The sequence below is a fragment of the Janthinobacterium sp. 78 genome (genome assembly GCF_003096775.1).
In the GTDB taxonomy this organism is placed as follows: domain Bacteria; phylum Pseudomonadota; class Gammaproteobacteria; order Burkholderiales; family Burkholderiaceae_D; genus Janthinobacterium; species Janthinobacterium tructae.
This window is the reverse complement of sequence record NZ_QENT01000001.1, coordinates 1,516,518-1,541,241: the sequence shown is the minus strand read 5'-3', so window position 1 is coordinate 1,541,241 and position 24,724 is coordinate 1,516,518. Positions and strand designations below refer to the sequence as shown.

At 60.4% G+C, this 24,724-nt stretch carries 14 protein-coding genes; 3 read left to right on the top strand and 11 right to left on the bottom strand.

Going from position 1 to position 24,724, the window contains the following annotated elements:
* Positions 1–44 precede the first annotated feature (44 nt).
* The 10 genes from nusA to C8C92_RS06730 all read right to left on the bottom strand — a co-directional run bounded on the left by nusA (position 45) and on the right by C8C92_RS06730 (position 13,738).
* A complete protein-coding gene (nusA, locus tag C8C92_RS06775) occupies positions 45–1,610 on the bottom strand; it encodes a transcription termination factor NusA (protein WP_034782529.1) in 1,566 nt (521 codons plus the stop codon).
* On the bottom strand, positions 1,607–2,095 hold the full coding sequence (rimP, locus tag C8C92_RS06770; RefSeq protein ID WP_071079329.1) for a ribosome maturation factor RimP: 489 nt from the start codon (positions 2,093–2,095) through the stop codon (positions 1,607–1,609). The genes nusA and rimP overlap by 4 nt, the downstream gene beginning before the upstream one ends.
* Positions 2,096–2,436: 341 nt before the next feature.
* Positions 2,437–4,557, bottom strand: coding sequence for a 23S rRNA pseudouridine(2605) synthase RluB (gene rluB, locus C8C92_RS06765; protein ID WP_116743329.1), 2,121 nt, complete (start codon positions 4,555–4,557; stop codon positions 2,437–2,439).
* Complete coding sequence (scpB, locus tag C8C92_RS06760; RefSeq protein WP_099760447.1) at positions 4,550–5,344, bottom strand: SMC-Scp complex subunit ScpB; 795 nt, start codon at positions 5,342–5,344, stop codon at positions 4,550–4,552. The genes rluB and scpB overlap by 8 nt, the downstream gene beginning before the upstream one ends.
* A 412-nt stretch (positions 5,345–5,756) precedes the next feature.
* Positions 5,757–6,776, bottom strand: a complete 1,020-nt coding sequence (locus C8C92_RS06755; RefSeq protein ID WP_099760448.1) for a glucokinase — start codon at positions 6,774–6,776, stop codon at positions 5,757–5,759.
* Positions 6,777–7,125: 349 nt separating this feature from the next.
* Positions 7,126–8,088, bottom strand: a complete 963-nt coding sequence (locus C8C92_RS06750) for a VTT domain-containing protein (protein WP_071079180.1) — start codon at positions 8,086–8,088, stop codon at positions 7,126–7,128.
* A gap of 27 nt (positions 8,089–8,115) precedes the next feature.
* Entirely contained in the window at positions 8,116–9,807 is a 1,692-nt protein-coding gene (locus C8C92_RS06745) for an ABC transporter ATP-binding protein (RefSeq protein ID WP_116743328.1), read from the bottom strand.
* 9 nt (positions 9,808–9,816) lie between these two features.
* Positions 9,817–10,932, bottom strand: coding sequence for an ABC transporter permease (locus C8C92_RS06740; RefSeq protein WP_116743327.1), 1,116 nt, complete (start codon positions 10,930–10,932; stop codon positions 9,817–9,819).
* A gap of 9 nt (positions 10,933–10,941) precedes the next feature.
* A complete protein-coding gene (locus tag C8C92_RS06735) occupies positions 10,942–11,880 on the bottom strand; it encodes an ABC transporter permease (protein ID WP_070219240.1) in 939 nt (312 codons plus the stop codon).
* Between the two features lie 28 nt (positions 11,881–11,908).
* Positions 11,909–13,738 carry an ABC transporter substrate-binding protein gene (locus C8C92_RS06730; RefSeq protein WP_243420130.1) on the bottom strand — a complete coding sequence of 610 codons (1,830 nt, stop codon included), beginning with the start codon at positions 13,736–13,738 and terminating at the stop codon, positions 11,909–11,911.
* 578 nt (positions 13,739–14,316) lie between these two features.
* Here C8C92_RS06730 and C8C92_RS06725 point away from each other — a divergent pair.
* Both C8C92_RS06725 and C8C92_RS06720 read left to right on the top strand, forming a co-directional pair.
* Positions 14,317–16,995: a TonB-dependent receptor gene (locus tag C8C92_RS06725; protein ID WP_116743325.1), complete on the top strand. Its 2,679-nt coding sequence runs from the start codon at positions 14,317–14,319 to the stop codon at positions 16,993–16,995.
* A gap of 356 nt (positions 16,996–17,351) precedes the next feature.
* The gene (locus C8C92_RS06720) at positions 17,352–20,198 is read left to right on the top strand and encodes a TonB-dependent receptor (RefSeq protein ID WP_099760454.1); all 2,847 of its coding nucleotides are present in this window, start codon (positions 17,352–17,354) and stop codon (positions 20,196–20,198) included.
* Positions 20,199–20,273: 75 nt separating this feature from the next.
* Here the strand turns inward: C8C92_RS06720 and aroG are convergent, their stop codons facing one another.
* On the bottom strand, positions 20,274–21,338 hold the full coding sequence (aroG, locus tag C8C92_RS06715) for a 3-deoxy-7-phosphoheptulonate synthase AroG (RefSeq protein ID WP_099760455.1): 1,065 nt from the start codon (positions 21,336–21,338) through the stop codon (positions 20,274–20,276).
* A 499-nt stretch (positions 21,339–21,837) separates the two neighbouring features.
* On the opposite strand from aroG, the gene C8C92_RS06710 reads away from it, so the two are divergent.
* Positions 21,838–24,693 (top strand): TonB-dependent receptor, encoded by a 2,856-nt coding sequence (locus C8C92_RS06710; RefSeq protein WP_116743323.1) that lies wholly within the window; start codon positions 21,838–21,840, stop codon positions 24,691–24,693.
* Positions 24,694–24,724: the final 31 nt, after the last annotated feature.

Genomic DNA, 24,724 nt, shown 5'->3' with positions numbered 1-24,724 from the left:
AGTCCTCTTTTCTATGTGTCGCGGAGATGATAAAGATACTCAAATTAAGCCTTTGCGGATTCGGCCAGACTCCATGCCTTGGCTTGCAACGCCTTGGCACGATCGTCATATTTCGAGTCAACCAACTTCATCTCATCGTCGGTCACATCTTTAAATTCACTTGTAATCAGTTCACGCGCACGGTCCGCAGACAAGGCCAGGATTGCGCCAAATTCGTCGTATGCCAGTGCTGCAAATGCTTCAACGGTCTTGATACCAGCCAGACCCAGCTTGCCGGCGGTAATGCGGTCCATGCCTTCCAGACCCACCAACGCCTCGTCCATGCCTTCCAGACCCTCTTCCGAAGCAATCGCTTCGGTCACGAGCGCATCACGCGCACGGGTACGGAGTTCATTGACGGTATCTTCGTCAAACGATTCGATTTCCAGCATTTCGGAAATTGGCACGTAAGCGATTTCTTCCAGACTGGCGAAACCTTCTTCTACCAGAATATCGGCCACTTCCTGGTCGACATCGAGCTTTTCCATGAACAGGATGCGCACGGCAGCCGTTTCCTGGGCAGCTTTGTCAGCCGATTCTTCGGCCGTCATGATGTTGATCTTCCAGCCGGTCAGGTCCGAGGCCAGGCGCACGTTCTGGCCGGAACGGCCGATCGCGATTGCCAGGTTTTCTTCGTCCACGACGACATCCATCGCGTGTTTTTCTTCATCGACCATGATCGACGACACGTTCGCCGGCGCCAGGGCGCCGATGACGAACTGCGCCGGATCTTCCGACCACAGCACGATGTCGACACGTTCGCCACCGAGTTCGCCGGTGACAGCCTGCACGCGCGAACCGCGCATGCCGACGCAGGTACCGATCGGGTCGATGCGCTTGTCGGCCGTGTAGACGGCGATCTTGGCGCGGACGCCGGCATCGCGGGCTGCGGATTTAATTTCCAGCATGCCTTGCTCGATTTCCGGCACTTCCAGTTCGAACAGCTTCATGATGAATTCTGGCGCGGTACGCGACAGGATCACTTGCGGGCCGCGCATATTGCGGTCGATGCGCAAGATGAAAGCACGCACACGGTCGCCGATACGCAGATTTTCTTTCGGGATCATCTGGTCGCGTGGCAGACGCGCTTCGATCTTGCCCGATTCGACGATGGCGTCGCCGCGTTCCATGCGCTTGATGGTGCCGGTGACGAGCGAATCGCCACGTTCCAGGAAGTCGACCAGGATCTGTTCACGTTCGGCGTCACGCACGCGCTGCAGGACGACCTGTTTGGTATCCTGGGCGAAACGGCGGCCGAATTCAACGGATTCGATCGGCTCTTCGATGTGGTCATCGACTTCGATATCGGAAATCTGTTCTTTTGCTTCGAAATGCAGGATCTCCTGATCCGGCAATTGCAGGCCCGCTTCATCAGGCACCACGTGCCAGCGGCGGAACGATTCGAATTCGCCCGTTTCGCGGTCGATCGAAACGCGGATGTCTACCTCACCCTCATACCGTTTCTTCGTGGCTTGCGCCAACGCGAATTCGAGGGCGCCGAAGACGACATCTTTATCGACGTTTTTTTCGCGCGCCAGCGCGTCAACCAATAATAAAACTTCGCGGCTCATGCTTTGCGTCCCTTAAAAACCACCTGCGGCACCAAGCGTGCCTTATCCACATCCGCGAGCGTAAACTCCAACATCGCCGGACCATCCTTACCTTCAAATTCCAACGACAATTTATCGCCCACGGGTTCTTGCAAGATCCCCTGGAACGATTTCCGGTTGTTCGTACCCGGCATCGCCACATTCAGCTTGACGATGATTTCCTGACCTGCGAAACGGACAAAGTCTTCCAGCTTGCGCACCGGACGATCGAGACCCGGGGAAGAAATCTCGAGACGCTCGTAAGGAACGTTCTCTACCGTCAACACATGCGATAACTGGTGACTCACCGTGGCACAGTCTTCGACCGTGATCGGACCTTTTTCAGCGGCATCGGCGGCGCTGAAATCAATAAAGACGCGCAGCATTCCGCGCTCGGCACGTTCGACATCAACGAGCTCATAGCCCAGACCTGTAACTGTCTTTTCAATTAATCCCAACTGCTGCAAGAAATTCTCCAGAAATAAGGCCCGTTTTTGGCATGACAGCGCCGCATTGAGCGCCGACAACATGCAAAAACACGCATTCAAGTCATATATGGCCCCTTGCGGAGCCATGACAAACGGTTCAACAAAAAAAAAATGGGCATCTGCCCATCTTCCTGTACTTCCCCAACCAGATAAGCACTCCCCGCCAAACAACCCTGCGGAGAACTTTTATTAGGCTGCAGATTATAACCTCTTATTAACTTCGCCGCAATGCCGCGCACAAGGAGAGGCCCGGCTTACAACAGTTACAAGAGCGCGCGCCCGCAGCAGATTAGCGGGCGCGCAAGAAGAAATCCCCTGATTTAACCTTTACTGCGACGGCGCGGCATGCCATCCATGCCGCCACGGTCCATGCCGCCACGCGGCTGACCAGCGGAACGCGCCTGACCACCGGCACCACCGCCCGCATTGCGGCGCGGACCCGTGTTGGCAAAGCCGAAGGTCGTTTGCAGCGGATCGGGCTGGCGTGGACCGCGCTGCGGCGCGCGGCCTTCAGCACCGGCAGGACGCCCCTGACCCTGGCCTGCCGCACGCGGCGGACGACCCTGGCCTTGCGGCGCACCGTCGAACGATGCCGACGAACGCGGCTGGCCGCCCTGGAACGGACCTTGCGGCTGGCCACGACCAGGACCACGCGCTTCGCCTGGACGACCGGTGCCGCCTGGACGACCCTGGCCTTGCGGACGGGCAAACTGGCCTTGCGGCTGGCCACGGCGCGGTGCGACCGGGAATGGATCGGCGTTGCGGTTGCTGACATCGATGCGGTTGCCATTCGGCTCGTCATCGCGGTCCTTGCGTTCGACCTTGCGCGCTTCGCGGCCCTTGGCGGCGCCAGCGGCACGGGGGTCGCCCGATGCCGGCATTTTCTTTTCAATGCCGTAGGCGGTCAACAGATCGCGCACGGTATTTTCTTCCATCTCTTCCCAACGGCCGCGCTTCAGGCCGCTCGGCAGGGTCATGGCGCCGTAGCGGGTACGGATCAGGCGCGAAACGGTCAGGCCGATCGCTTCGAACATGCGGCGCACTTCGCGGTTACGGCCTTCGCCGATCACCACGCGGTACCACTTGTTGATGCCTTCGCCGCCGCCATCGGCGATCTTCGAAAATTGCGCCAGGCCGTCTTCCAGCTCGACGCCGGCCAGCAGCTTCTGGCGCATGCCCTCTTCCAGCTCGCCCAGGGTACGCACGGCGTACTCGCGGTCGATGCCGTAGCGCGGGTGCATCAGGCGGTTGGCCAGGTCACCGGAAGTGGTAAACAGCAGCAAGCCTTCCGTGTTGAAGTCGAGGCGACCAACGGCCAGCCATTTGCCGGCTTTCATGGTCGGCAGGCGGTCAAACACGGATGGACGGCCGTCCGGGTCGTTGTGGCTGACGATTTCGCCGGCCGGCTTGTGGTACACCAGCACACGTGGCGGCTTCTTGCTGACGCGGCGCTGGATCAACTTGCCATTGATGCGCACGTGGTCGCTCGGCAGGATGCGCTGGCCGATATGGGCTGGCTCGCCATTCACGGACACGCGGCCCGACATGATCAAGTCTTCCATGTCGCGGCGCGAACCGAGACCGGCTTCGGCCAGCACCTTGTGCAGCTTCGGCGCGTCGTCGTCGGACGTCAGGTCGCGGCGCACGGCCACTTTCTGCACGCGGCCCGTGCCGCCTTCTTCGCTGTCGAACGCGTCGGAGGTGACGAACGAGAAGACCGCGTCAGCGTCACTGAGTTTACCTGGCGCAGCCTGGCGGCCCTTGCCCTTTTTTCGGCTCTTACCGGCATTCTTGCCGGCGCCCGGCACATCGTTGCGCGGACCGCGCGGCAGGCGCGGACCGGACACGAGGTTGCCTTCGGCATCGAACACATCGGCGACAGGCGCGGCAGCTTGCTCTGCGGCAGGCGCTGCTGCAACGGCTTCGGCCGCCTGCGGCGCTTCGGCGCGCGCCGGCTGGCGCAGTGCGCGTTCCGCCTGCACGCCACGCATCTGGCGCGGACCACGGGTAGGGCGTGCTTCGGCCGGCTTGTCAGCGACGACTTCCGGCGCGGCTTCCGCCTCGGCGGCAGCAGCCTTGGCGGCGGCGCGGGCGCGCGGCGGACGCGGCGCCGGGGTGCTGGCAACTTCGGCGACTGCTTCGGCAGCGGCTTCCGCGGCGTCGGCCACGGCCTTCAGGACCGGCTTGGCGCGGGTTTTCTTGACGGCTGGCGCAGCTTCTGCGGCAGAATCGCCTGCAGCAGCGGCAGTGACGGGCGCGTCGGCGGCCACATCGGCTTTGGTGCGGCGCTTCGGCTTGGCAGCGACGGCATCGCCGGCGGCGGCAACAGCGGTTGCAGCAACCGCGTCGGCTTCGATCTGGGCCTTGGTGCGGCGCTTGGGCTTGGCAACGATGGCTTCGTCGCTGGCGATTACTGTCTCGGGTGTGTTCGGATTATTCATTCTTCGTTTCTTGGCTGTGCTGACCTGGCGCAGCGTCAACCGTTAGTTCTGGCGCAGGGTCGTGAGTGTAGGCTTCGTCCGTGGGCGAAGCATCGGGGCCGGCATCAAGGCTTGCTGTCACATCTACATCTGTCACAGCCGTATTGTTACCTGCACCAAGCTGGGGGACAAGCTCATTGCTTGCCTTGTCAAAATTTTCTTGCAGGGCCGCTTCCAGGGCTTCGAGCCCATTGCCCTGCATGTCACTGATTTGCTGCAAAGGCGGCAGCTGGGACAGCGAATGCAAACCCAGGTCATCCAAAAACTGCTTGGTGGTGGCCAGCAAGGCCGGCCGTCCCACCACGTCGCGGTAACCGATGGCATCAACCCAGCCACGGTCTTCCAGCATCTTGATCGTCTGCGAATTGACGGCAACACCACGGATTTCCTCGATATCGCCGCGCGTCACCGGCTGGCGGTAGGCGATGATGGCCAGGGTTTCCAGGGTCGCCCGCGAATACTTGGGCGGCCGCTCGGGCGTCATGCGATCCAGATACATCTTCATTTCCGGGCGGCTTTGAAAGCGCCAGCCCGACGCCAGACTGACGATCTCGATGCCGCGCCCTTCCCACTCCTGCCGCAATTCTTCCAGCAATTGCTTGATCGTGTCGGCGCCGACGCCGACACCACGCACGCGACCGTTCTCGTCCGCATCGACGAACAGCTTTTTCAGGCTGTGGATCGTCAGCGATTCACGAGCGCACAGCAACGCGGTTTCGAGGACTTTTTTAGCCTCAATTGTATTCATAGCAATTCTGTGCGGATGTGTATTGCAATTCGTAGGCAGAGAAAGAAATCAAAAACGTTCATTTCAACGTAACAGATGGCAGACATCGATGATGACGCCGTGCTGGGTTACAAGTTGAGGCTGTTTTTCCGACGCCTTGGCCGATGCGCGCAAAGCGGGATTAAAGCGGATGCAGTGAAAGTCCTGCCATCCATGGTGCTGGCCTTAATTAACCTTCACTAAGTAACCAGCAATGAAACGATCTCCGGAGCAGCTGCTTTTCCCGTGGCGAAGATTCAGCCAGACAGGAGAGCGACAGTCGTCGTTTCATCCAACGATGCCAATTGTACCTGATAAAAAGCGGAAAAGCGCAAAACCGGGCAAAACACGCGTTTTACCCGGTCCTGGCGCGACACATCACCCACTGCCCGCATCACAGGGAGGCGAGTTTCTCCGAGAGAATGGCCGATGCACCCAGGAAAGCCGGGTACTGCGCCGTGATGACGAAGGTCGGCACTTGCGACACATAATTGGCAAAGCGGCCCTTGCGCTCGAAGCGGGCGCGGAAACCGGAGCGGTCGAAGCGCGCCCCCAGGCGTGGCACGATGCCGCCACCGATATAAATACCGCCGAGCGCGCCCAGCGTGACGGCGACGTTGCCCGCCACCGTACCGAGCATGCAGCAGAACGCTTCGATGACGTCGTCGCACAGCTGGGATTCGCCAGCCAGCGCGCGGCGCGTGATTTCCGCCGCCGGCAAGGCTTCCGCCGGCACGCCCGCGCGGTCGGCCAGGGCGCGGTAGATCAGCTCCAGGCCATCGCCGGAAATCAGGCGCTCGGCCGAGACGTGCTCGTATTCGCGCCAGGCAAATTGCAGGATGCTCACTTCCACTTCATTGAACGGTGCGAAGCTGACGTGGCCGCCTTCGCTTTGCAGGGCGATCCAGCCGCCGTGCGAGGGAATCAGGCCCGACACGCCCAGGCCCGTGCCGGCGCCGATCAGGCCGATGGCCGTGTTCGGACGGGCCGTGCCCGCGCCCACCTGGTGCTTTTGCTCGTTCGACAGCTGTGGCAAGGAACGCGCCAGGGCCGTGAAATCGTTGACCACGTCCAGGGTCGTGAAACCGCACTCTTCGCGCATGGCGCGGATCGAGAACGACCAGTGGTGATTCGTCATGCTGAGGAAATCGCCGTCGACCGGGTTGGCGATGGCGATCACGGCATGGCGCACGGCTTGCCCGCCGGCGGCGGCGATGTGCGGCAGGGCCAGATAGGCTTGCAGGGCGGCGGACAGGCTCGGGTAATCGGCACAGGGCAGCACTTCGACCAGGGTGATGTGGCCAGCGGCCACTTCCAGGGCGAAACGGGCATTGGTGCCGCCCACGTCGGCCAGCAGGCGCGGTCCATCGGCGAAGGCGGAAGTCGGCAGTACGGGAGAAGACGAAGCGCTCATGATTTTAAATGATGAAGTGGGACGCATGGGACGCCAAGCTTAAAGGATGAATGCGCCCGGAGGCAAGCAAAGTTTGTAGTTTAAGTACATCAAAACCAGCCTTTATTGGTAGTTCCACTCCAAATGCAACAGGCAGGGCCAAAATTACTCAAGAACAATGCTTTATAGTAAGTACTTGCATACGGCAAGCGCGCGAAAAGCATGCTGCACAGCAGCAGGAATCGCCTTGCAAGCAAAGTATGCCGGAGTTTGCGCAAAGCCGCTTTGTACGGGACGGCGCAGGCGTGGCGCTACCGTCCTGGTCGCTTGGAAAAGGCGTTTTCGTATTATTACTACCGGTTTTTACTGATCAGGAGGGCATGCCTTCGCCCAGCAGGCTGGCAGGCGCCGGCTGGTCCGAGCGGTAGGCGGCATTCCACGCATCGAGGCCGCCGTGCAGGGGCTTGGCCCGGTGAAAGCCGTGCTGGTGCAACAGCTTGGCCACTTGCGCGGCCGTCACGTCGTTGGGACAACTGCAATACACGATGATGTGGCGGTCCTTGTCCATGGCGATCATGGCGGGCACAGGTTCCTTGCCATTGAAGAACAAGGCGCCCGGCACGGCCGGTTCCAGCGCTTGCGCCGTGGCGCTGCGCGCGTCGACCATCAGCGGCTCTTCGCCCTGCTCTATGAGTTCGAGCAATTCATCGATACCGATGCGCTCGATCTGCAAGGCTTGGCGGAAACGCCGGCGCTCGAGAAATTTATACAGCAGGAACAAGCCCAGCAAGGTCGCCAGCATCAGCAAGGCCGTGCTGCCCATGGTGCTGAGCAAGTCGAGCACCTGCTGCACGCTGGCATGGAAAATCACGCCGACGACGATGCCCGTGCCGCTCCACAGCAAGGCGCCCAGGCCTGCGTACAGGAAGAACAGGCCCGGCGGCGTGCCCAGCGCGCCCGACATCGGCGCGGCCACGGTATTGAATCCCGGCACGAACTTGGAGACGATCAGGGCTTTCGGCCCCCAGCGCTTGAATTTGTCTTCCGTCTGGCTGACGCAGTAATCGGGCGACAGCGAGATGCGGCACAGCAGGCGCAGGATGCGCTTGCCGAAATGGCGGCCCGCGCGGAACCATGTGAAGTCGCTGATCAGGCAAGCACCGAGCGCGGCGGCCAGCACCAGCCCCCCATTCATGTCGCCATCGACGGCCAGCGCCCCCGCCACCACGAGGATGGGAAAGGCGGGAATCGGCAAGCCGAGCTGCTCTACCAGCACGATGCCAAAGACAATCAGGACACCGTAATGTTCGAGCAGGTAAATGAGGTTGGGCATGGCCGCTATCTTACCGTAAAAATCCCCCTACAACTGCACGCCCTTGGGTATGGCGCTCAGCAGGGTGCGCGTGTACGGATGCACGGGATTGCGGTACAGCTCGTCCGAATCGGCCAGCTCCACCACTTGCCCCTTGTGCATCACCATCACCTGGTCGGCGATGTATTTCACCACCGACAAATCGTGCGAGATGAAGATGTAACTGAGGCCAAATTCATCCTGCAAGTCCTGCAGCAAATTCAGTACCTGCGCCTGCACCGACACGTCCAGCGCCGAGACGGATTCGTCGCACACCAGAATTTCCGGCTGCATGGTCAGGCAGCGGGCAATCGCGATGCGCTGGCGTTGCCCGCCCGAGAACTCGTGCGGATAGCGGTGGAATGCCTGCTCCGGCAAGCCCACCTTGTCGAGCAGCCAGTAGGCCTTGGCGATGCGTTCCTGGTCGTTCGCGCCGATCTTGTGGATACGCATCGGTTCGAGCAAGATCTGGCCGACAGTAAACCTGGGATTGAGCGAGGCGTATGGATTCTGGAAGATGATCTGGATGCGGCGCTTGTACGGCAAATACTCCTTGTTCGGCATGGCAATGAGGTCCTTGCCGTGGAACATGGCCGTGCCGCCCGTCGCCTGGTGCAAGCGCAGCAAGGTCAATCCCACCGTCGTCTTGCCGGAACCGGATTCACCCACCACGCCCAGTGTTTTTCCGCGTGGCAAAGTGAACGACACGTCCTTGACGGCCTGGAATTCGCGCTTGCCGAACAAGCCAACACGCGTATAAAAGCTTTTGCTTAAATTATTCACCACCAGCACGGGTTCGTCGCCCGGCGTGTAGCCGCGCGTGCGCTGCTTCATGTCGATGCCGGGACCGGCTTTGCCGTCCATGTAATCGGCAATCACGGGCAAGCGCCATGGGCGCTCGTCCAGCGACGGACGGCAATGCAGCAGGGCTTTCGTGTAGCTGTCTTGCGGCGCTTCAAACACTTGCCGCACTTCGCCCGTTTCGCGCACTTCGCCGTGGCGCATGACGATGACCTGGTCGGCGATCTCTCCCACCAGGCCCAGGTCGTGGGTAATGAAGAGCACGGACATCTGATGTTTCTTTTGCAGCGCCGCGATCAGGTCCATGATCTGCTTTTGGATCGTCACGTCCAGCGCCGTCGTCGGCTCGTCGGCGATCAGCAGTTTCGGTTCGCAGGCAATCGCCATGGCGATCATCACGCGCTGCTGCTGGCCGCCCGACATCTGGCTCGGGTAGGCGTCGATCTTGCTGGCGGGATCGGGTATGCCCACTTCGTCGAGCAACTCCAAGGTGCGCGTGCGCGCCTGCTTGCGGTTCATGCCCATGTGCTGGCGCAACACTTCGGCGATCTGGAAGCCGACGGTAAACACGGGGTTCAGCGACGACATCGGCTCCTGGAAGATCATCGAGATATCCTTGCCGCACATGGTGCGCCGCTCGGCGATCGACAATTTGAGCAAGTCGCGTCCACCAAAGTGGATGCTCGATCCGGGATCGATGATGGTGTTATCAGGCGGCAATAAGCCCATCACGGCCAAAGAGCTGACGGACTTGCCGCTGCCCGATTCGCCCACCAGCGCCACGGTGCTGTTGCGCGGCACGTTGAACGAGATGCCCTTGACGGCTTCGAACGTGGTCTTCTTGTCCAGGCGGAAGGTGACGCGCAGGTCGCGCACTTCCAACAGGTTATTCTGGTCCATGAGCAACTCCTATTTCACTTTGGGGTCGAGCGCATCGCGCAAGGCATCGGTAAACAGCGAGAACGCCGTCACCAGCACGGCCATCGCCGTGGCGGCGGCGGTCAGCTGCCACCATTTGCCCAGGATCAGTTCATTTTGTGCCTCGTTGAGCATGCTGCCCCACGAGACGGTGCCCACCGGCACGCCAAAGCCGAGGAAGCTCAGAATCACTTCGGCCTTAATGAAGCCCACCACCAGAATCGACATTTGCACCAAGGCCACGTGACTGACGTTGGGGAAGATGTGGGAAAACATCTTGCGCCAGTGCGAGGCGCCGATGGCGTCGGCCGCCATCACGTATTCGCGCGCCTTGTGCTTGATGTATTCGGCGCGGATCAAACGGTACGGCCCCGTCCAGCCCGTCAGCCCCAGGATCAGCACGATGGTCAGCACGCCCTTTTGCTGCAGCACGGCCGCCACAGTGAGAATCATCAGGATCGACGGAATCGAGGTAAAAATGCTGTAGAACCAGTTGAAAAAATCATCGACGATGCCGCCGAAGTAGCCGGACACGGCGCCAAAAATCGTGCCCAGCACCACGGCCAGCAAGGCTGCCACCAGGCCCACGACGATCGACGTCTCGCCGCCCTTGATGGTTTTCTGCACGATGTCGTGGCCCCACTTGTCGGCGCCGAACGGCAAGGTTGCCGCCTTGTGCGCGATCAATTTCTTGGCCTTGCCCATGCCGGCGCGCAAGGCCGTCAAGTCGTCGGCCAGCGGGTCGGTGACGCCGTACATCTCGACGCCAGCCGATGGGTTACTGCCCATCTGCGCGCGCAGTTCGGCGATATCGTCGGCCAGCGGATCGAGCACGTTGACGGTTGTGGGCGCGCTGCGCTCGTCCGTCAGAGGAATGGCGCCATCACCGGACGCGGACGCGTCCTTGTCGGCACCGATGAAGGTGGGCGGCGCATAGCTGACGGCCACTTCGTCTTCCCAGTTCGAGGCGAGCAGGCCACTGGCGGAGGCCAGCACCAGCAGGAAAAAGGCGCCGACCACGGCCAGCGATACCATTGCAATCTTGTCGCCGCGCAAACGGCGCCACGCCAGGGCCCACAGGCCGGGCGATGTATGAGGTTTCGACATCGTCTCTTTCTACTTCAGTTGTACGCGAGGATCGACCGCCTGGTACAGCAGGTCGGTGAGCAGGTTGAAGAGCATGGTGGCGGCGGCAACATACACGGTGATCGCCTTGATCACCGGAAAGTCGCTACGCTCGACCGCCAGAATCACTTCACGCCCGATGCCGGGGATGCCAAAGAAGCGCTCGAGCAGGAAAGCGCCGATCAACAGGGCCGGCAAGTTCGACATCACATAGGTAATGATGGGAATGCCGGCGTTGCGCAGCACGTGGACCCACATGATGCGGCCTTCCTTGAGGCCCTTGGCGCGCGCCGTGCGCACGTAATCCTGGTTGGCCTCGTCCAGCACGAAAGTGCGGAACAGGCGCAGGGTCGGTGCGATGGAGACGGCCAGGCCGATCAGGATCGGCAGGGTCGAATAGCGCAGCAGGTTTTCCCAGAAGCTGTCGCCCCAGCCCTGCACGGGGAACAGGCCCAGTTTATAGGCGAAGCCGTACTGGAAGACGATGATGTAGACGAGGATGGAAATCGACATGCCCACCGTGCAGGCGATCATCACCATGCGGTCCGTCAGCGAACCGCGCACGAAGGCGATGGCCAGCGCCAGCGCCACGCCAAAAAACGTTTCCAGCACGGTCAGCGGAATCAAGACCATCATCGACGGCCCCAGGCGCGACGTGATGATGTGCGACACGGATTCCCCCGTGGCCCAGCTCTGGCCGAAGTCGAACGTGACGATCTGCTTGATGAAGATCCACAGCTGCACGTAGTACGGCTGGTCGACGCCGAGCTGGCGGCGGATGTTGGCGATGCTTTCCGCACTCGACATCTTGCCGGCCAGGATGTAGGCGGGGTCGCCGCCTACCCAGTTGAACAGGATAAACACCAGCAGGACGACGCCCAGCATGGTGGGCAGCATCTGCCACAGACGGCGCAGGATATAAGCAAACATAATGATTCCTTGTTTTTATAAGCTGCGCTTATTTGGCGGCTGGCGCCGGAACTGGTGCGCCATTGCTGTCGATGTCCATGAAGGCCCATTCCTGGAACAGGATCGGGTGCTTCTTGTAGCCTTGCACCGTCTTTTGCGCCAGCATGTTGCGGTAGCGCGCATAGCCGATCAGGGCGCCCGCATTGACTTCCAGGCGGCGCGCCATCTTGTGGAACAGTTCATCGCGCTCGGGGCTGGCCGGCATGGCCTGGCTGGCCGCGTACCATTTATCGTATTCGGGATCCTGGTAGCAGCCATTGTTGTTCTGGTGCGTGTTCGGGCCGTAGAACAGCTGCATGAAGTTGTCGCCGTCCGGATAGTCAGCCAGCCACGGCGCCGTGCGCGTCTGCATCTTGCACTGCTTTTCCGTCTTTAAAATGTCGGAAAAGATCATGCGGTCGTTTTCCATGCGGATGCCCAGCGAGTTGTACGTCTTGCGCCACATTTCCGCCTGCAGCACGCCATTGGCTTCGTTGCGCGAAGCGTAGCGGATCAGCAGCGGCTTGCCGTCCGGCAAAGTACGCCAGCCATCGGCGCCCTTCTTGTAGCCGAATTTATCCAGCAATTTGTTTGCCAGCACGGGATCGTATTGCAGCAGCGATTTGTAGTGGGGATCGTAGCCGACCACGCCCGGTGGGATCGGATAGTCGAGGCGCTTGGCCTGGCCATTCCAGATGATGCGGATTTCCTCATCGATATTGTGCGCCATGGCAATGGCGCGGCGCAGCGCGATCTTTTCCTTGCTGAAGCCACCGAGGGTCGGATCTTCCATATTCCAGTAGTAATAGCTGATCTCGGGATCGAGCAGGCGCGACAGTTGCACGCCCTTTTCCGCCAGCTCGGGACGCAGCTTGCCGTTGAGCAGCGCCTTCGGCGCCAGCGGGCCGTCGAGCCAGAACACGTCCGTGCCACCGCTCTGGAACGACAGCCAGCGCGACTGGTCTTCGATCATGACGGAAATTTCGATGCGGTCGATGGCGGGAATGCGCTTGCCCTGCATCTGGCGCACGATGCGCTGGTCGTCCGGGTCGTCGCCGGCCATGAAATTCCACGTCTCGGGCAAGTGCTGCGGGTTGCGGTTCAGGACGATGCGGTTGCCGCGCGTCCATTCACCGAGCGTGTAGTAGCCGGTGCCGACGGGATTCGAGCCAACTTCGCCCTTCACGTCGCCATACTTGTCCACCACTTCACGCGCCACGGCGGCCGTCGGCACGTAGGCGAGGATCATGGGGAAATTGAAATCGGTCTTGGTCAGCGTGATGCGCAAGGTGTACGGGTCGAGGATTTCCAGGCCCGCTACCTTCTTGTTGAAATCGAGCTTGTTCGCCTTGGCGGCATCCTTGGCCAGGTCGTCCAGGCCCACTACCTTGCCTTCGAACAGCCAGCTGTGCGGCGAGGCCAGGCGCGGGTCGAACAATCGCTTCCACGAATACACATAATCGGCCATCGTCAGTTCGCGGCGCTTGCCGCCGAACGCGGCGTCGGGCGTAAACAGGATGCCTTTTTTCAGGCGGATGGTGTAAGTCTTGCCGTCGCTTGATACTTCCGGCATGGCGGCGGCGGCGCCCGGCACGACCTTGACGGGGCGCGCCAGGTAGTCATACGTGTACAGGGTGTCGAAGACGGCCTGCGTGATGTGGTTCGAATACAGGTCGCGCGCGGTAGCCGGATCGAAGCCCGTCTCGGCGGCCGGCAAGATATAGCGCAAGGTTTTTACCGGCGCGCCCGCAGCGGGGGCGGCATCGGCGGCAACGGCCGCCAGCGGCAGGGTGGCCAGGCAGGCGAGCAGCGCCACGCGCCGCATCCATGGTGACTTCATGTAATACCCTTCATCTCGATTATCTGTCGCACCGTATTGGTGCGCTTGTACTGGCTTCCCCCTGGGATACAGGATTCCACCGCCAAAACCAGTCCATCCTCGCAAGATCTGTGCCTTGTTTGCAGCCGTCTCGACTGCCTGAAAAACGCGTAACGATAACGCAGTTTCCCCCTCACCGACAAAGAGAAATGCAGGGGCCGCCACTCCCGGCCCGCTGCCCGCCCGATTTTGCTGCATTGCACCACACCCGGTTTTCATCGGCAAGGCAAAAACCGATCGGACATCTACGCTGCAGTACAGCATTCAGTGCCGGGGCGCACGCTGCGCAGCAAAAAACAGTTTCAGCGGGGAATACACCACCAAACGAGGACACTTTGTTTTAAATCATAATCACTGAATGGACGTCGTTGTTTAAAAACACAAAGTACAACACCCTGTTGACAAAGAGTTTTGTTAATCATTACATTCAATCAATTGAAAAGAGATAAATCATTTCACATTTTCAATATTCTCGGACGTGCTTACCGGCGCGGCCGTTCTTGCCCTTTTAGCCAACCGCTTTATCAGGAGTCTTGAACATGATTAGAGAAATATGCTTGTCCCGCTCCATCCGTTTGATCTGCGCCGGCGGCCTCGCCGCCGGCATCCTCAGCCAGCCGGCACTGGCCCAGGAAACCGGTGAAACGACCGGCATGCAGCGCGTAGAAGTCACCGGTTCCTCCATCAAGCGGCTGGTTTCGGAAACAGCCACCCCTCTCTCCATCTTCAAGGCCGAAGACTTTGCCAAGCAGGGCCTGACGACAGCCCAGGAAGTGCTCAGCAAGATACCCTCGAATTCCTCCAGCATGGGCAGCGGCAATGCCGTCGGCGGCAATACCAGCGGCTTGCCCACGGGCGGCCAGGCCAGCGCCGACTTGCGCGGCCTGGGCGGCGACAAGACCCTGGTGCTGCTCAATGGCCGGCGCATCGCCAACCATCCGTATGACGGTGCCAGCGTCGACCTGAACATCATTCCCATCGCCGCGCTGGAGCGCGTCGAAGTGCTGCGCGACGGCGCCTCGGCCATCTACGGCACGGACGCCATCGGCGGCGTCATCAACTTCATCACCAAGCGCTCGATCAATGTCACCAACATTACCGCCGAAGTCATCGCGCCCGAGCACAAGGGGGCTGGCGAACACCGCATCAACCTGTCGACGGGCTTCGGCAAGCTCGATACGGACGGCTACAATATTTTCGGCGTGGTCGATTACCACAAGCAAAATGTGCTGACCTCGCAAGACCGCGATTTTTCCCAGACCGGCGTCTTTCCCGAGCGGGGCGTGAGCGTGACCAAAGGTACCAGCGGCACCACCTTCCCAGGCAACTATTTTGATGCGGCCGCAGATGGCGGCAAGGGCCTGGCCGGCAATCCTTACGCTGCCGCAGGATGCAGGCCGCCGCTGGCCATCCCCTCCGGGAGTGGCACTTGCCGCCAGGATTACACGCGCCAGATCGACGACCTGCCGGAACAGGAACAAGTCGCCTTCTTCGGCAAGGGCGCCTTCAAGCTGGGCGGCGGCCACCTGGCCACGCTCGAATACTTGCATTCGGAAAACAAGGTGAAGGCGCGCACGGCGCCGCCACCGCAAACGGGCTTGATCTTGCCCAATACCAGCAAATACTATCCGGGCAATGCGGGCGGCGTGCCGGCCCAACCGGGGTTGTCGGGCCAGCCGCTAAGCGTCAACTGGCGCCCCGTGGAAGCAGGCCAGCGGCAGATCGATTCCACCGGCAAGGCGGACCGCCTGGTGCTGGCGCTCGAAGGCGAGCTGGCGGGCTGGGACTACAAGACGGGCCTGAGCCATGCGATCAGCAAGTCGTCCGAGAAATTTACGGGCGGCTACGTGCAGGATGCGGGTTTTGCCGCTGGCGTGCTCAATGGCATCCTGAATCCCTTCGGCGAACAGGATGCGGCCGGCAAGGCTTACCTGGACAGCACCGCCCTGCGCGGCGAAGTACAGAGCGCCAAGGTCACCACCACGGGCTTCGACATCAAGGGCAGCCGCGAACTGATGCAACTGGCCGGCGGCCCGCTGGCTATCGCTCTCGGCGGTGAACTGCGGCGTGAAAAAGCCGACTTCAATGTCAACCGCGATATCGCCAGCCAGGCCACCAGTTCCGGCCTGTCCGGTTCGCTGTCCAAAAGCGGTTCGCGCACCATCCAGGCCGTCTTCGGCGAAGTCAACTTGCCGCTGATCAAGGACCTGGAAGTGCAGCTGGCGGCCCGCTTCGACCATTACAGCGACGTGGGCAGCACCACCAATCCCAAGCTGGCCCTGCGCTACCAGGCCAACAGCGCGCTGGTGCTGCGCGGTTCGGCCAGCACGGGTTTCCGCGCACCGACCTTGTTTGAAAAGAACGCGCCGCCGTCGAAGAACGATACCAATGACTCCTACAACGACCCGATTCTGTGCCCGGGCGGCGTGCCGCAGCCCGGTGCCAATCCCCTGCGCGATTGCGACTTGCAGCAATTCAAGCTGCAAGGCGGTAATGAAAAGCTGAAACCGGAAAAATCCACCACGTTTGCCTTCGGCCTGGTGCTCGAACCGGTCAAGGAAATCACCGTTGCCGTCGACTACTGGAACATCCACCTGAAAGACAAGATTTCCTCGCTGCCAGAGCAATCGATCTATGGCAACTACGAGAGATACAAGGCCTTGTTCCTGCGCAATCCCGACGGCTCGCCTTTCGCCATTCTCGACCTGAACGACAACCTCGGTGAAGTGAAAACCGACGGCATCGACGTCAGCCTGAATGCGCGCCTGGGCCGTGGCGCCTACGGTGATTTCAGCGTGTCGGTCGACGGCACCTGGACCCACAAGTATGACTACCAGAACGAGCGCGGCGGCGAATTCATCGCCAACGTGGGCCGCTATGCGGACAACAATCCCGTCTTCCGCTGGAAGCACACGGCGGCGCTGAACTGGCGCATGGGCAACTGGGGTGCCACCGTGTCGCAATCGTTCAAGTCCGGCTATACGGACCAGAACAATGTTGCCGATCAATACAAGCACGATGTGCCGTCCTACAGCCTGCTTGGCGTGTCGGGCAGTTATGCGTGGAAGGGCTTGTTGCTGACGGCTGGCGTGAAAAACCTGCTGGACAAGGAACCGCCGTTCTCAAACCAGGGCACGATGTTCCAGAAAGGCTATGACCCGCGCTACACGGATCCGATCGGGCGCGCGTATTACCTGCGCGGCAGCTATACGTTTTAAGGGGAATTTTCAGGTCGATGGATAAAACAGGCAACGCTGGCAACAGCGTGCCAGCAACAGAAAAGCGGCGCCGTCAGCGATGATGTGCGCCGTTTTATTTTACCCATCTGAGCACGGCTGACAAGGGTTCACGATACTTTATTACTGAAGGATTATAAAAAAAACAGGAAAATGTTGCATTTCATCCAAAAAGTCCGCACGAAATTGACAATCTGAATCGTGAATGTTTTGATGAGGACCCTGAAAATTTACAGAATTTTCATTGGTGGATTTTGAAATAAACAAATAAATTGCTAGCAGACAACAAGTTATTTCAAAATAAATGCCATCTTTATCACAATACCAAGGAATTTCAGATGATGATAGAAAATGTAATGTCGCGCTCCTTGCGCCTGATGTTTGCTGGCGGCATGGCCCTGAGCATGCATGCCGCGTATGCGCAAGAAACAACAGATGGCACCATGCAGCGCGTGGAAGTCACCGGTTCTAGCATCAAGCGCATCGCTTCCGAAGCATCGCTGCCGGTGCAGACGTTCAATCAAAAAGATATCAAGAAAACGGGCGTCACCACGGTCACCGATTTCATCCAGCAAATCCCGGCGATGCAGGGCTTCTCCGTGGCTGCCGATTCGGTGGGCGGCGGCGGCGGTGGCGTCACCACGGCCTCGATCCACGATATTGGCGCAGCCTACACGCTGGTGCTGCTGAACGGCCGCCGTCTTGCGCCATCCAATTCAGGCACCACCATCGACCTCAATTCCATTCCACTGGCCGCCATCGAGCGCGTGGAAGTGCTGACGGACGGCGCCTCGGCCCTGTATGGCGCCGACGCCATCGCCGGCGTGGTCAACTTCATCCTGAAAAAAGGCACATCGCCGCTGGAAATCAATGCCAAGTATTCGCGTCCTGAAGAAAAAGGCGGCGCCAGCAACTCGATTTCGATCAGCAAGGGCTTCGGCGACATCGATGAAGACGGCTACAGCATCTTCGTGTCGGCCAGCCATGACGAACAAAAGTCGCTGAAAGCCTCGCAGCGCAGCTTCGCGAAAAGCGGCATCATCAATTTCAACGATCCGAAGACCGGCAAGGCACTGCAATTCATCAACGGTTCCTCGCGCTCGGCGCCGGCCAATGCCAGCGTCAACTACAACCGTACCGATGCGAACGGCAATGTGGTGATCAATCCAGAAACGAACAAGCCGTTTGTCGACAGCGTCAACCTGGCCAATCCGTATGCAATGGCCAATGGCGGCAAGTGCGCGCCTGGCAATATGGACTTCTACGGCGACGGCAACTGCTATTTCGACTCGCCGTCGACCATTGAAATCAATCCGGAATCGAAGCGCGACTCGCTGTTCAGCTCGGGTAGCGTCAAGCTGGGCAAGACCGGCTGGCAGGGCTTCTATGACTTCGCCTACACCGAAGCGAGCATCAAGGCCAGCATCGCGCCTTACCCGGCCGATTTCTCCATTTCCCCGACTTCGCCACTGTTCAGCAAGTACCTGGCCTCGCAATTGACCCCGACGCAACTGGCCAATGCCGTGAGCGGCGTCGCCAAATACCGCCTGTCGGAAATGGGCAACCGCGTGTACGACTACGGCACCAAGGCCACCCACCTCGTCGGTGGCGTGGAAGGCAGTGCATTCGGCTGGGATGTCAACACGGCCGTGACGTACTCGAAAAACAAGCAAACACAAGACTACGTCAGCGGCTTCCCGCTGTCCGACAAGTTCGACGCGCAAATCGCCGCCGGCAATATCGACCCGTTCGCCTACCCTGTGGGCACCATGCCGGACGCCATGCGCCAGGCATTGATGGGCACCGGTTTCAGCGGCACCTACAACACGCAAACCGTGGAAATGAAAGGCGTCGATGGCCGCGCTTCGCGTCCCGTGTTCTCGCTGCCAGGCGGCACCGCCATGCTGGGCGTGGGCGCCGATTACCGCAATACCTCGTACAAGGTGCAACAGGCGGACGTCGCCAAACAGGCGCAGATCCTGTTTGACAATGCGCAAGTCGACAGCGAATACGCACGCGACAATGCGGGTGCATATGCCGAACTGATGCTGCCGATTTCAAAAAAACTGGAAGTGACCGGTTCGCTGCGTTATGACCAGATCAGCGCCATCGACGACAAGCTGACGGGCAAGACGGTAGGCAAGAAAGAAAACGCCACCACCTGGAAAATCAGCGGCAAATACTCGGCGACCAAGAACCTGATGTTCCGCGCCGCCGCCGGCACCGGCTTCCGCGCCGCCAGCATGCAGGAAATCGCCGGTCCGCTGGAAGACTGGGGCGTCACGGGCGGTAACTACCAATGCCCATTGACGGCAGCGAACGGCATGGGCGGCCATCCGCTGGCCGGCTACTGCAGCGGCGTGGGACGCCAGCAGTTCGAAGCCTTCCAGGGCGGCAATCCGGAATTGAAACCGGAAACGTCGAAGCAATGGAGCATCGGCACCGTGTTCGAGCCGATCGACAGCCTGTCGATGTCGTTCGACCTGTGGAACGTGCAGATCAACGACCAGGTGACCTCGGTCTCCGAAGGCTTGATCTTCAACAATCCAGCCAAGTACGCCAACCTGTTCACCACCAAGCACATCACTTCGACGGGCCTCGACGTACTGGCCGTCAAACTGCTGCCTATCAACATCGGCAAAGTGGAAAACCGCGGTATCGACTACGACTTCACCCACAAGATGAAGCTGCTGGACGGCCGCCTGACGAGCCGACTGATGGGTACCTACCTGCTGCGCTCGCGCTACACGACGCCAGGCACCAATGATCAATGGGAAACCAGCCTGAATCGCTACGGTTCGAACGACAAGGTCAGCTTCCGCAACATCATCCGCGCCACCAGCACGTATGAGACGGCCAAGTTCACGCATACGCTGAGCGCCAGCTACCGCAATGGCTATACGGACAAGGAACAGACGGCTGACGATTGCGCCGTGATCGTGGCCGGCAGCCCTGGCGAATGCTATGGCGTCCAGCTGGAAGTGCCGAGCTACACCACCTTCGACTTCCAGACAGCTTACCGTCCGCTGAAGAACGTGGAAATCACGGGCGGCATCCTGAACCTGTTCGACCGCAATCCGCCGTTCACCTTGCGTAACACTGGTTCGCATCAAGTGGGCTACAACCCATCGTACTCGAGCGCCCTGGGCCGCCAGTTCTACCTGAGCGGTTCCTACAAGTTCTAAGCTCAGCGTGAGCTGAAAACTGAAAAGCCCGGAAAGCTTTAGCTTTCCGGGCTTTTTTTCATGCTGCGCGCCACCTTATTCCGCGTCGCCCTGCAGACGGCGCAGCTTGACGGCCGCCGCCAGGTTTTCCAGCACGGCCACGCTGGCGCTCCAGTCGATGCAGCCATCCGTGACGGATTGGCCATAGATCAATTCCTTGCCCGGGATCAAATCCTGGCGTCCTGCCACCAGGTGCGATTCCACCATCACGCCGACGATGCGGCTGTCGCCGCCGGCCACCTGGCTGGCGATGTCGGCACACACGGGGATCTGGTTTTCCGGTTTCTTCGAGCTGTTCGCATGCGAGGCGTCGATCATCAGGCGCGCCGCCAGGCCTTGCGCGGCGATGGCCTTGCAAGCCTCGTCCACGCTGGCCGCGTCATAGTTCGGGGTTTTCCCGCCGCGCAGAATGATGTGGCAATCCTCATTGCCGTTGGTCGAGACGATGGCCGAGTGGCCGCCCTTCGTGACGGAGAGAAAATGGTGCGGCTGCGAGGCGGCCTTGATGGCTTCCACGGCGATTTTCACATTGCCGTCCGTGCCATTCTTGAAGCCGACCGGGCACGACAGTCCCGAGGCCAGCTCGCGGTGCACCTGCGACTCCGTGGTGCGCGCGCCGATGGCGCCCCAACTGATCAGGTCGGCGATGTATTGCGGGCTGATGACGTCGAGGAATTCCGTGCCAGCCGGCAAGCCCAGCTCATTGATATCACGCAACAGTTCGCGCGCCATGCGCAAGCCGTCGTTGATGCGGAAGCTGTTGTCCATGTACGGGTCGTTGATCAACCCCTTCCAGCCCACCGTCGTGCGCGGCTTTTCGAAGTAGACGCGCATGACGATTTCCAGTTCGCCGGCGAAACGCGCACGCTCCTTGACCAGCAGGCGCGCATATTCCATCGCCGCCTTGGTGTCGTGGATGGAGCACGGCCCGATCACCACCATCAGGCGGTCATCCTGGCCGTGCAGGATGCGGTGCAGGGCGATACGGGCGCTGGCAGCGGTCTGTTCGGCTTGCTCCGAGCAGGCGAATTCGCGGATCAGGTGGGACGGCGGGGTCAATTCCTTCATTTCGCGAATGCGCAAATCATCGGTGCGGGGCATCATTTTCTCCAAAATTTAAGGAAGGGTAAAACATCTGGGTAAAAAAAAACCGCCATCAGTGGCGGTTTTTTAGAATTTGCTGGGATCTCGTTTTTTGCTGCTACGTGAACCGACCGCTACTCCACCGCCTTTGGGTTGGAATTGCTAAAGTAAAAATAAGCGGTAAAAAAGTGGCGAGAGAACATGCGAGTCATCCATAAGTGATGAACGACTATAAACCTAAATTGCAAGGGTTGGCAAGCATATTTGTCGGCAAAGCCGCATGCCGCTGCCGTTTTACACGGCAAAGTGCGTAAAAAAGCATAAAAAGTTGCGCGCCGTGAGACCGGTATGGTCAGTCCAGTGCTGAGTCCGTCGTGGCGCGCACACCACACAACGCCCATTGCGGCGACGGCAAGCGACACACTACTGATCAAGATCTAATCCCGGGCAGACCGGACGGACAAGACTCAAGGACGCATCGGCGACCTTTGATTGCCTGACCTTTCCGGAGAACACAATGAGCCCTACCCCCTTGCTTCAGCCCGCTGCCTTTTCGCCACCACGCCTGGGCCTGGCACTGGCCAGCGCACTGCTGAGTCTACCCGTCCTGGCACAGGACAATGCAGCACCCGCGCCCCTGCAGCGCGTGGAAATCACCGGCTCGAACATCCGCCGCGCCCAGGCTGAAACAGCGTCGGCCGTGCAAACCCTGAGCGCGGCCGACATTGAAAAATCGGGCAAGGCCAGCGTGGCCGAACTGCTACAAACCCTGGCCGTCGATAACCAGGGTTCCGTGCCCACCACCTTCGGCAACGGCTTCGCCAGCGGTGCTTCAGGCATTTCGCTGCGCGGCCTGGGTACGGCCTCGACGCTGGTGCTGCTGAACGGGCGCCGCGTGGCGCCCTACGGCCTGGCCGACGATGGCCAGAAGGTGTTCGCCGACCTGAACATCATCCCCTTGGAAGCAGTGGAGCGCGTGGAAATCCTCAAGGATGGCGCCTCGGCCATCTATGGTTCCGACGCCATCGCCGGCGTGGTCAACGTCATCCTGCGGCGCGACTACCAAGGCACGGCCATCAAGGGCAATTACGGCAAGACGAAGGACTGGGACGGGCGCGACGCGCGCGCCACCATCACACACGGCTTCGGCGACATCGACACGGACCACTACAACGTGCTGCTGAACCTGGAATACAGCGAAAAAGGGGCCATCTGGAACCGCGACCGGGCCGGACGCGGCGCCGTCGGCCGCAGCGACTTGCGCGACCTGGGCTTCAGCGCTCAGGAAGCACTAGGCGGCACGGGTGCCATCACCACCAATAACGCGGCCGGCAGCGCCATCAACGGCAATGTGCGCAACCCTGATACGCTCGATTACTACAACCGGGGCAACCTGGCCGGCGCGGGTTTTACGCGCACCTTCCCCGGTGCCGCCTGCGGCAACTTCACGCATCACCCGCAGGGCGACCCGGGCGGCGGTTGCCTCATTGACGCGGCACAACAATACGGGCAAATCCAACCCAGCCAAAAACACATCAATTTCTTCGGCCGCGGCGCCCGGCAATTGACGCCGGAACTGCAAACCTATGCCGAGCTGAATGTTTACCATAGCGCTTCCACAGCGGCCACGACGCCGGCAGGCATCAATGGAACGATCATTTATCCTGGTGGCCCCATCAGTACTGCCAGCGTGTCACTCGGTGCAGACCATCCTGACAACCCGTACTTCGGGCGCACCGCGCGTCTGCGCTACCTGGCGGCCGATGTCGGCCCCCGTATTTCTGACGTCGACTCAACCTTTATCCGCTTCGCCGCCGGCATCAAGGGCACGCTGGCGGGCTGGAATATCGACAGCGCCCTGCTTTATTCGCGCAACAAGGTATCGAACGAAAGCAGCGGCTATCTGCAACGCGACGTGACTTTCGCCCTGCTCAACCCCAGTGCCGCCAACGTGGCGGCAGCCAGTGCCAACCCGGCGTATGCCGCCCTGCCTCCCGGTAGCGTGTGGCGCATCGCAGAAAATGCCGGCCTCAATTCCGCCGCGCTGTATGCTGCCCTGTCACCGCGCATTTCCAGTGCAGGCAAGACGCACATCGCGCAAATCGATTTCAAGGCCAGCCGCGATATTGGCAAGCTCGATGGAGGAGGGCTCGGCGTGGCTGTGGGGGCCGAGTTCCGCCACGAATCGACCGAACTCCAGCCCACCACCGGTACCGAACGTGGCAACATCATCGGTTTGGGCTACTCCGCTTACAAGGGCAGCCGCAACGCTACAGCCTTGTATGCCGAAGTGCTGGCACCCGTGCTGAAAAGCGTGGAACTGTCGGGCGCCCTGCGCGCTGACCATTTCACCGATGTCGGCAATTCCTATACGCCGAAGGTGGGCGTGAAATGGACGCCGATACGCGAACTGGCCATGCGCAGCACCTTCGCCCGGGGTTTCCGGGCACCCAATGCAGCAGAAAATGGCGTCGGCGGCCTCGCGGCGTTTTCTGTTGGCACCGATCCTGTCCGCTGCGCACTGGGCGTCGAAGCAGCATGCGACCCCAGCAACATCGCTGTCATTACCAAAAGCAACCCGAACCTCTCGCCCGAACGTTCAAAGAGCTATTCCATCGGCGCCATCTGGGATCCATTGCCACGGACAAGCATGTCGTTCGACCTGTGGGAAATCCGGCGCAAGAATGAAATCAACCAGGAACAGACCGATATGGCCATACTCGCCGGCCATGTGGCACGCGACCCCTCCACGGCGACCGGCATTCCTGGTGATCCGGGCGCCATCACGGCCGTCCTCGGCAGCTATGTCAATTCCGCACAAACGACGGTGCGCGGTATCGATATCGACGCCCGCCAGCGCTTCAATCTGGGCAGCGGCTATGGCAACCTGGTGTTCGACCTGAAGTGGACGCATCTGTACAAATGGCTGCGCACGGAACAGGACGGCACGCGGCGCGATTTTGCCGGTACGCATGGCAATTGCGACATATCAAACTGCATGGGCACGCCGGCTGACCGCATCAACCTGGGAGCGACCTGGGAACGCCAGAACTGGCGAGTCAGCGCCAACGTCAACTACCGCGCCCACCTCGACAATGTATTGTTCAAGCATGACCCGGACGGCTGCGCCACGCACTTTGCCGACGGCACGGACGCGCCGCGCGGCTGCCGCATCGCCTCGTTCACGACGGTGGACCTGACGGCCCGCTGGCTGGCCACGCCCAAACTGGAAGTGTTTGCAACGGTGCAAAACCTGTTCGACAAGATCGCCCCGCTCGATCCGCTCACGTATGGCGCCACGGGCTACAACCCGCTCGACTACGCGGGAGCGGCAGGACGCTTTATCAGTGCGGGGGTGAAGTACAAGTTCTGAGAAATCCAGCAACCGTGTTGGCACGGCCGGT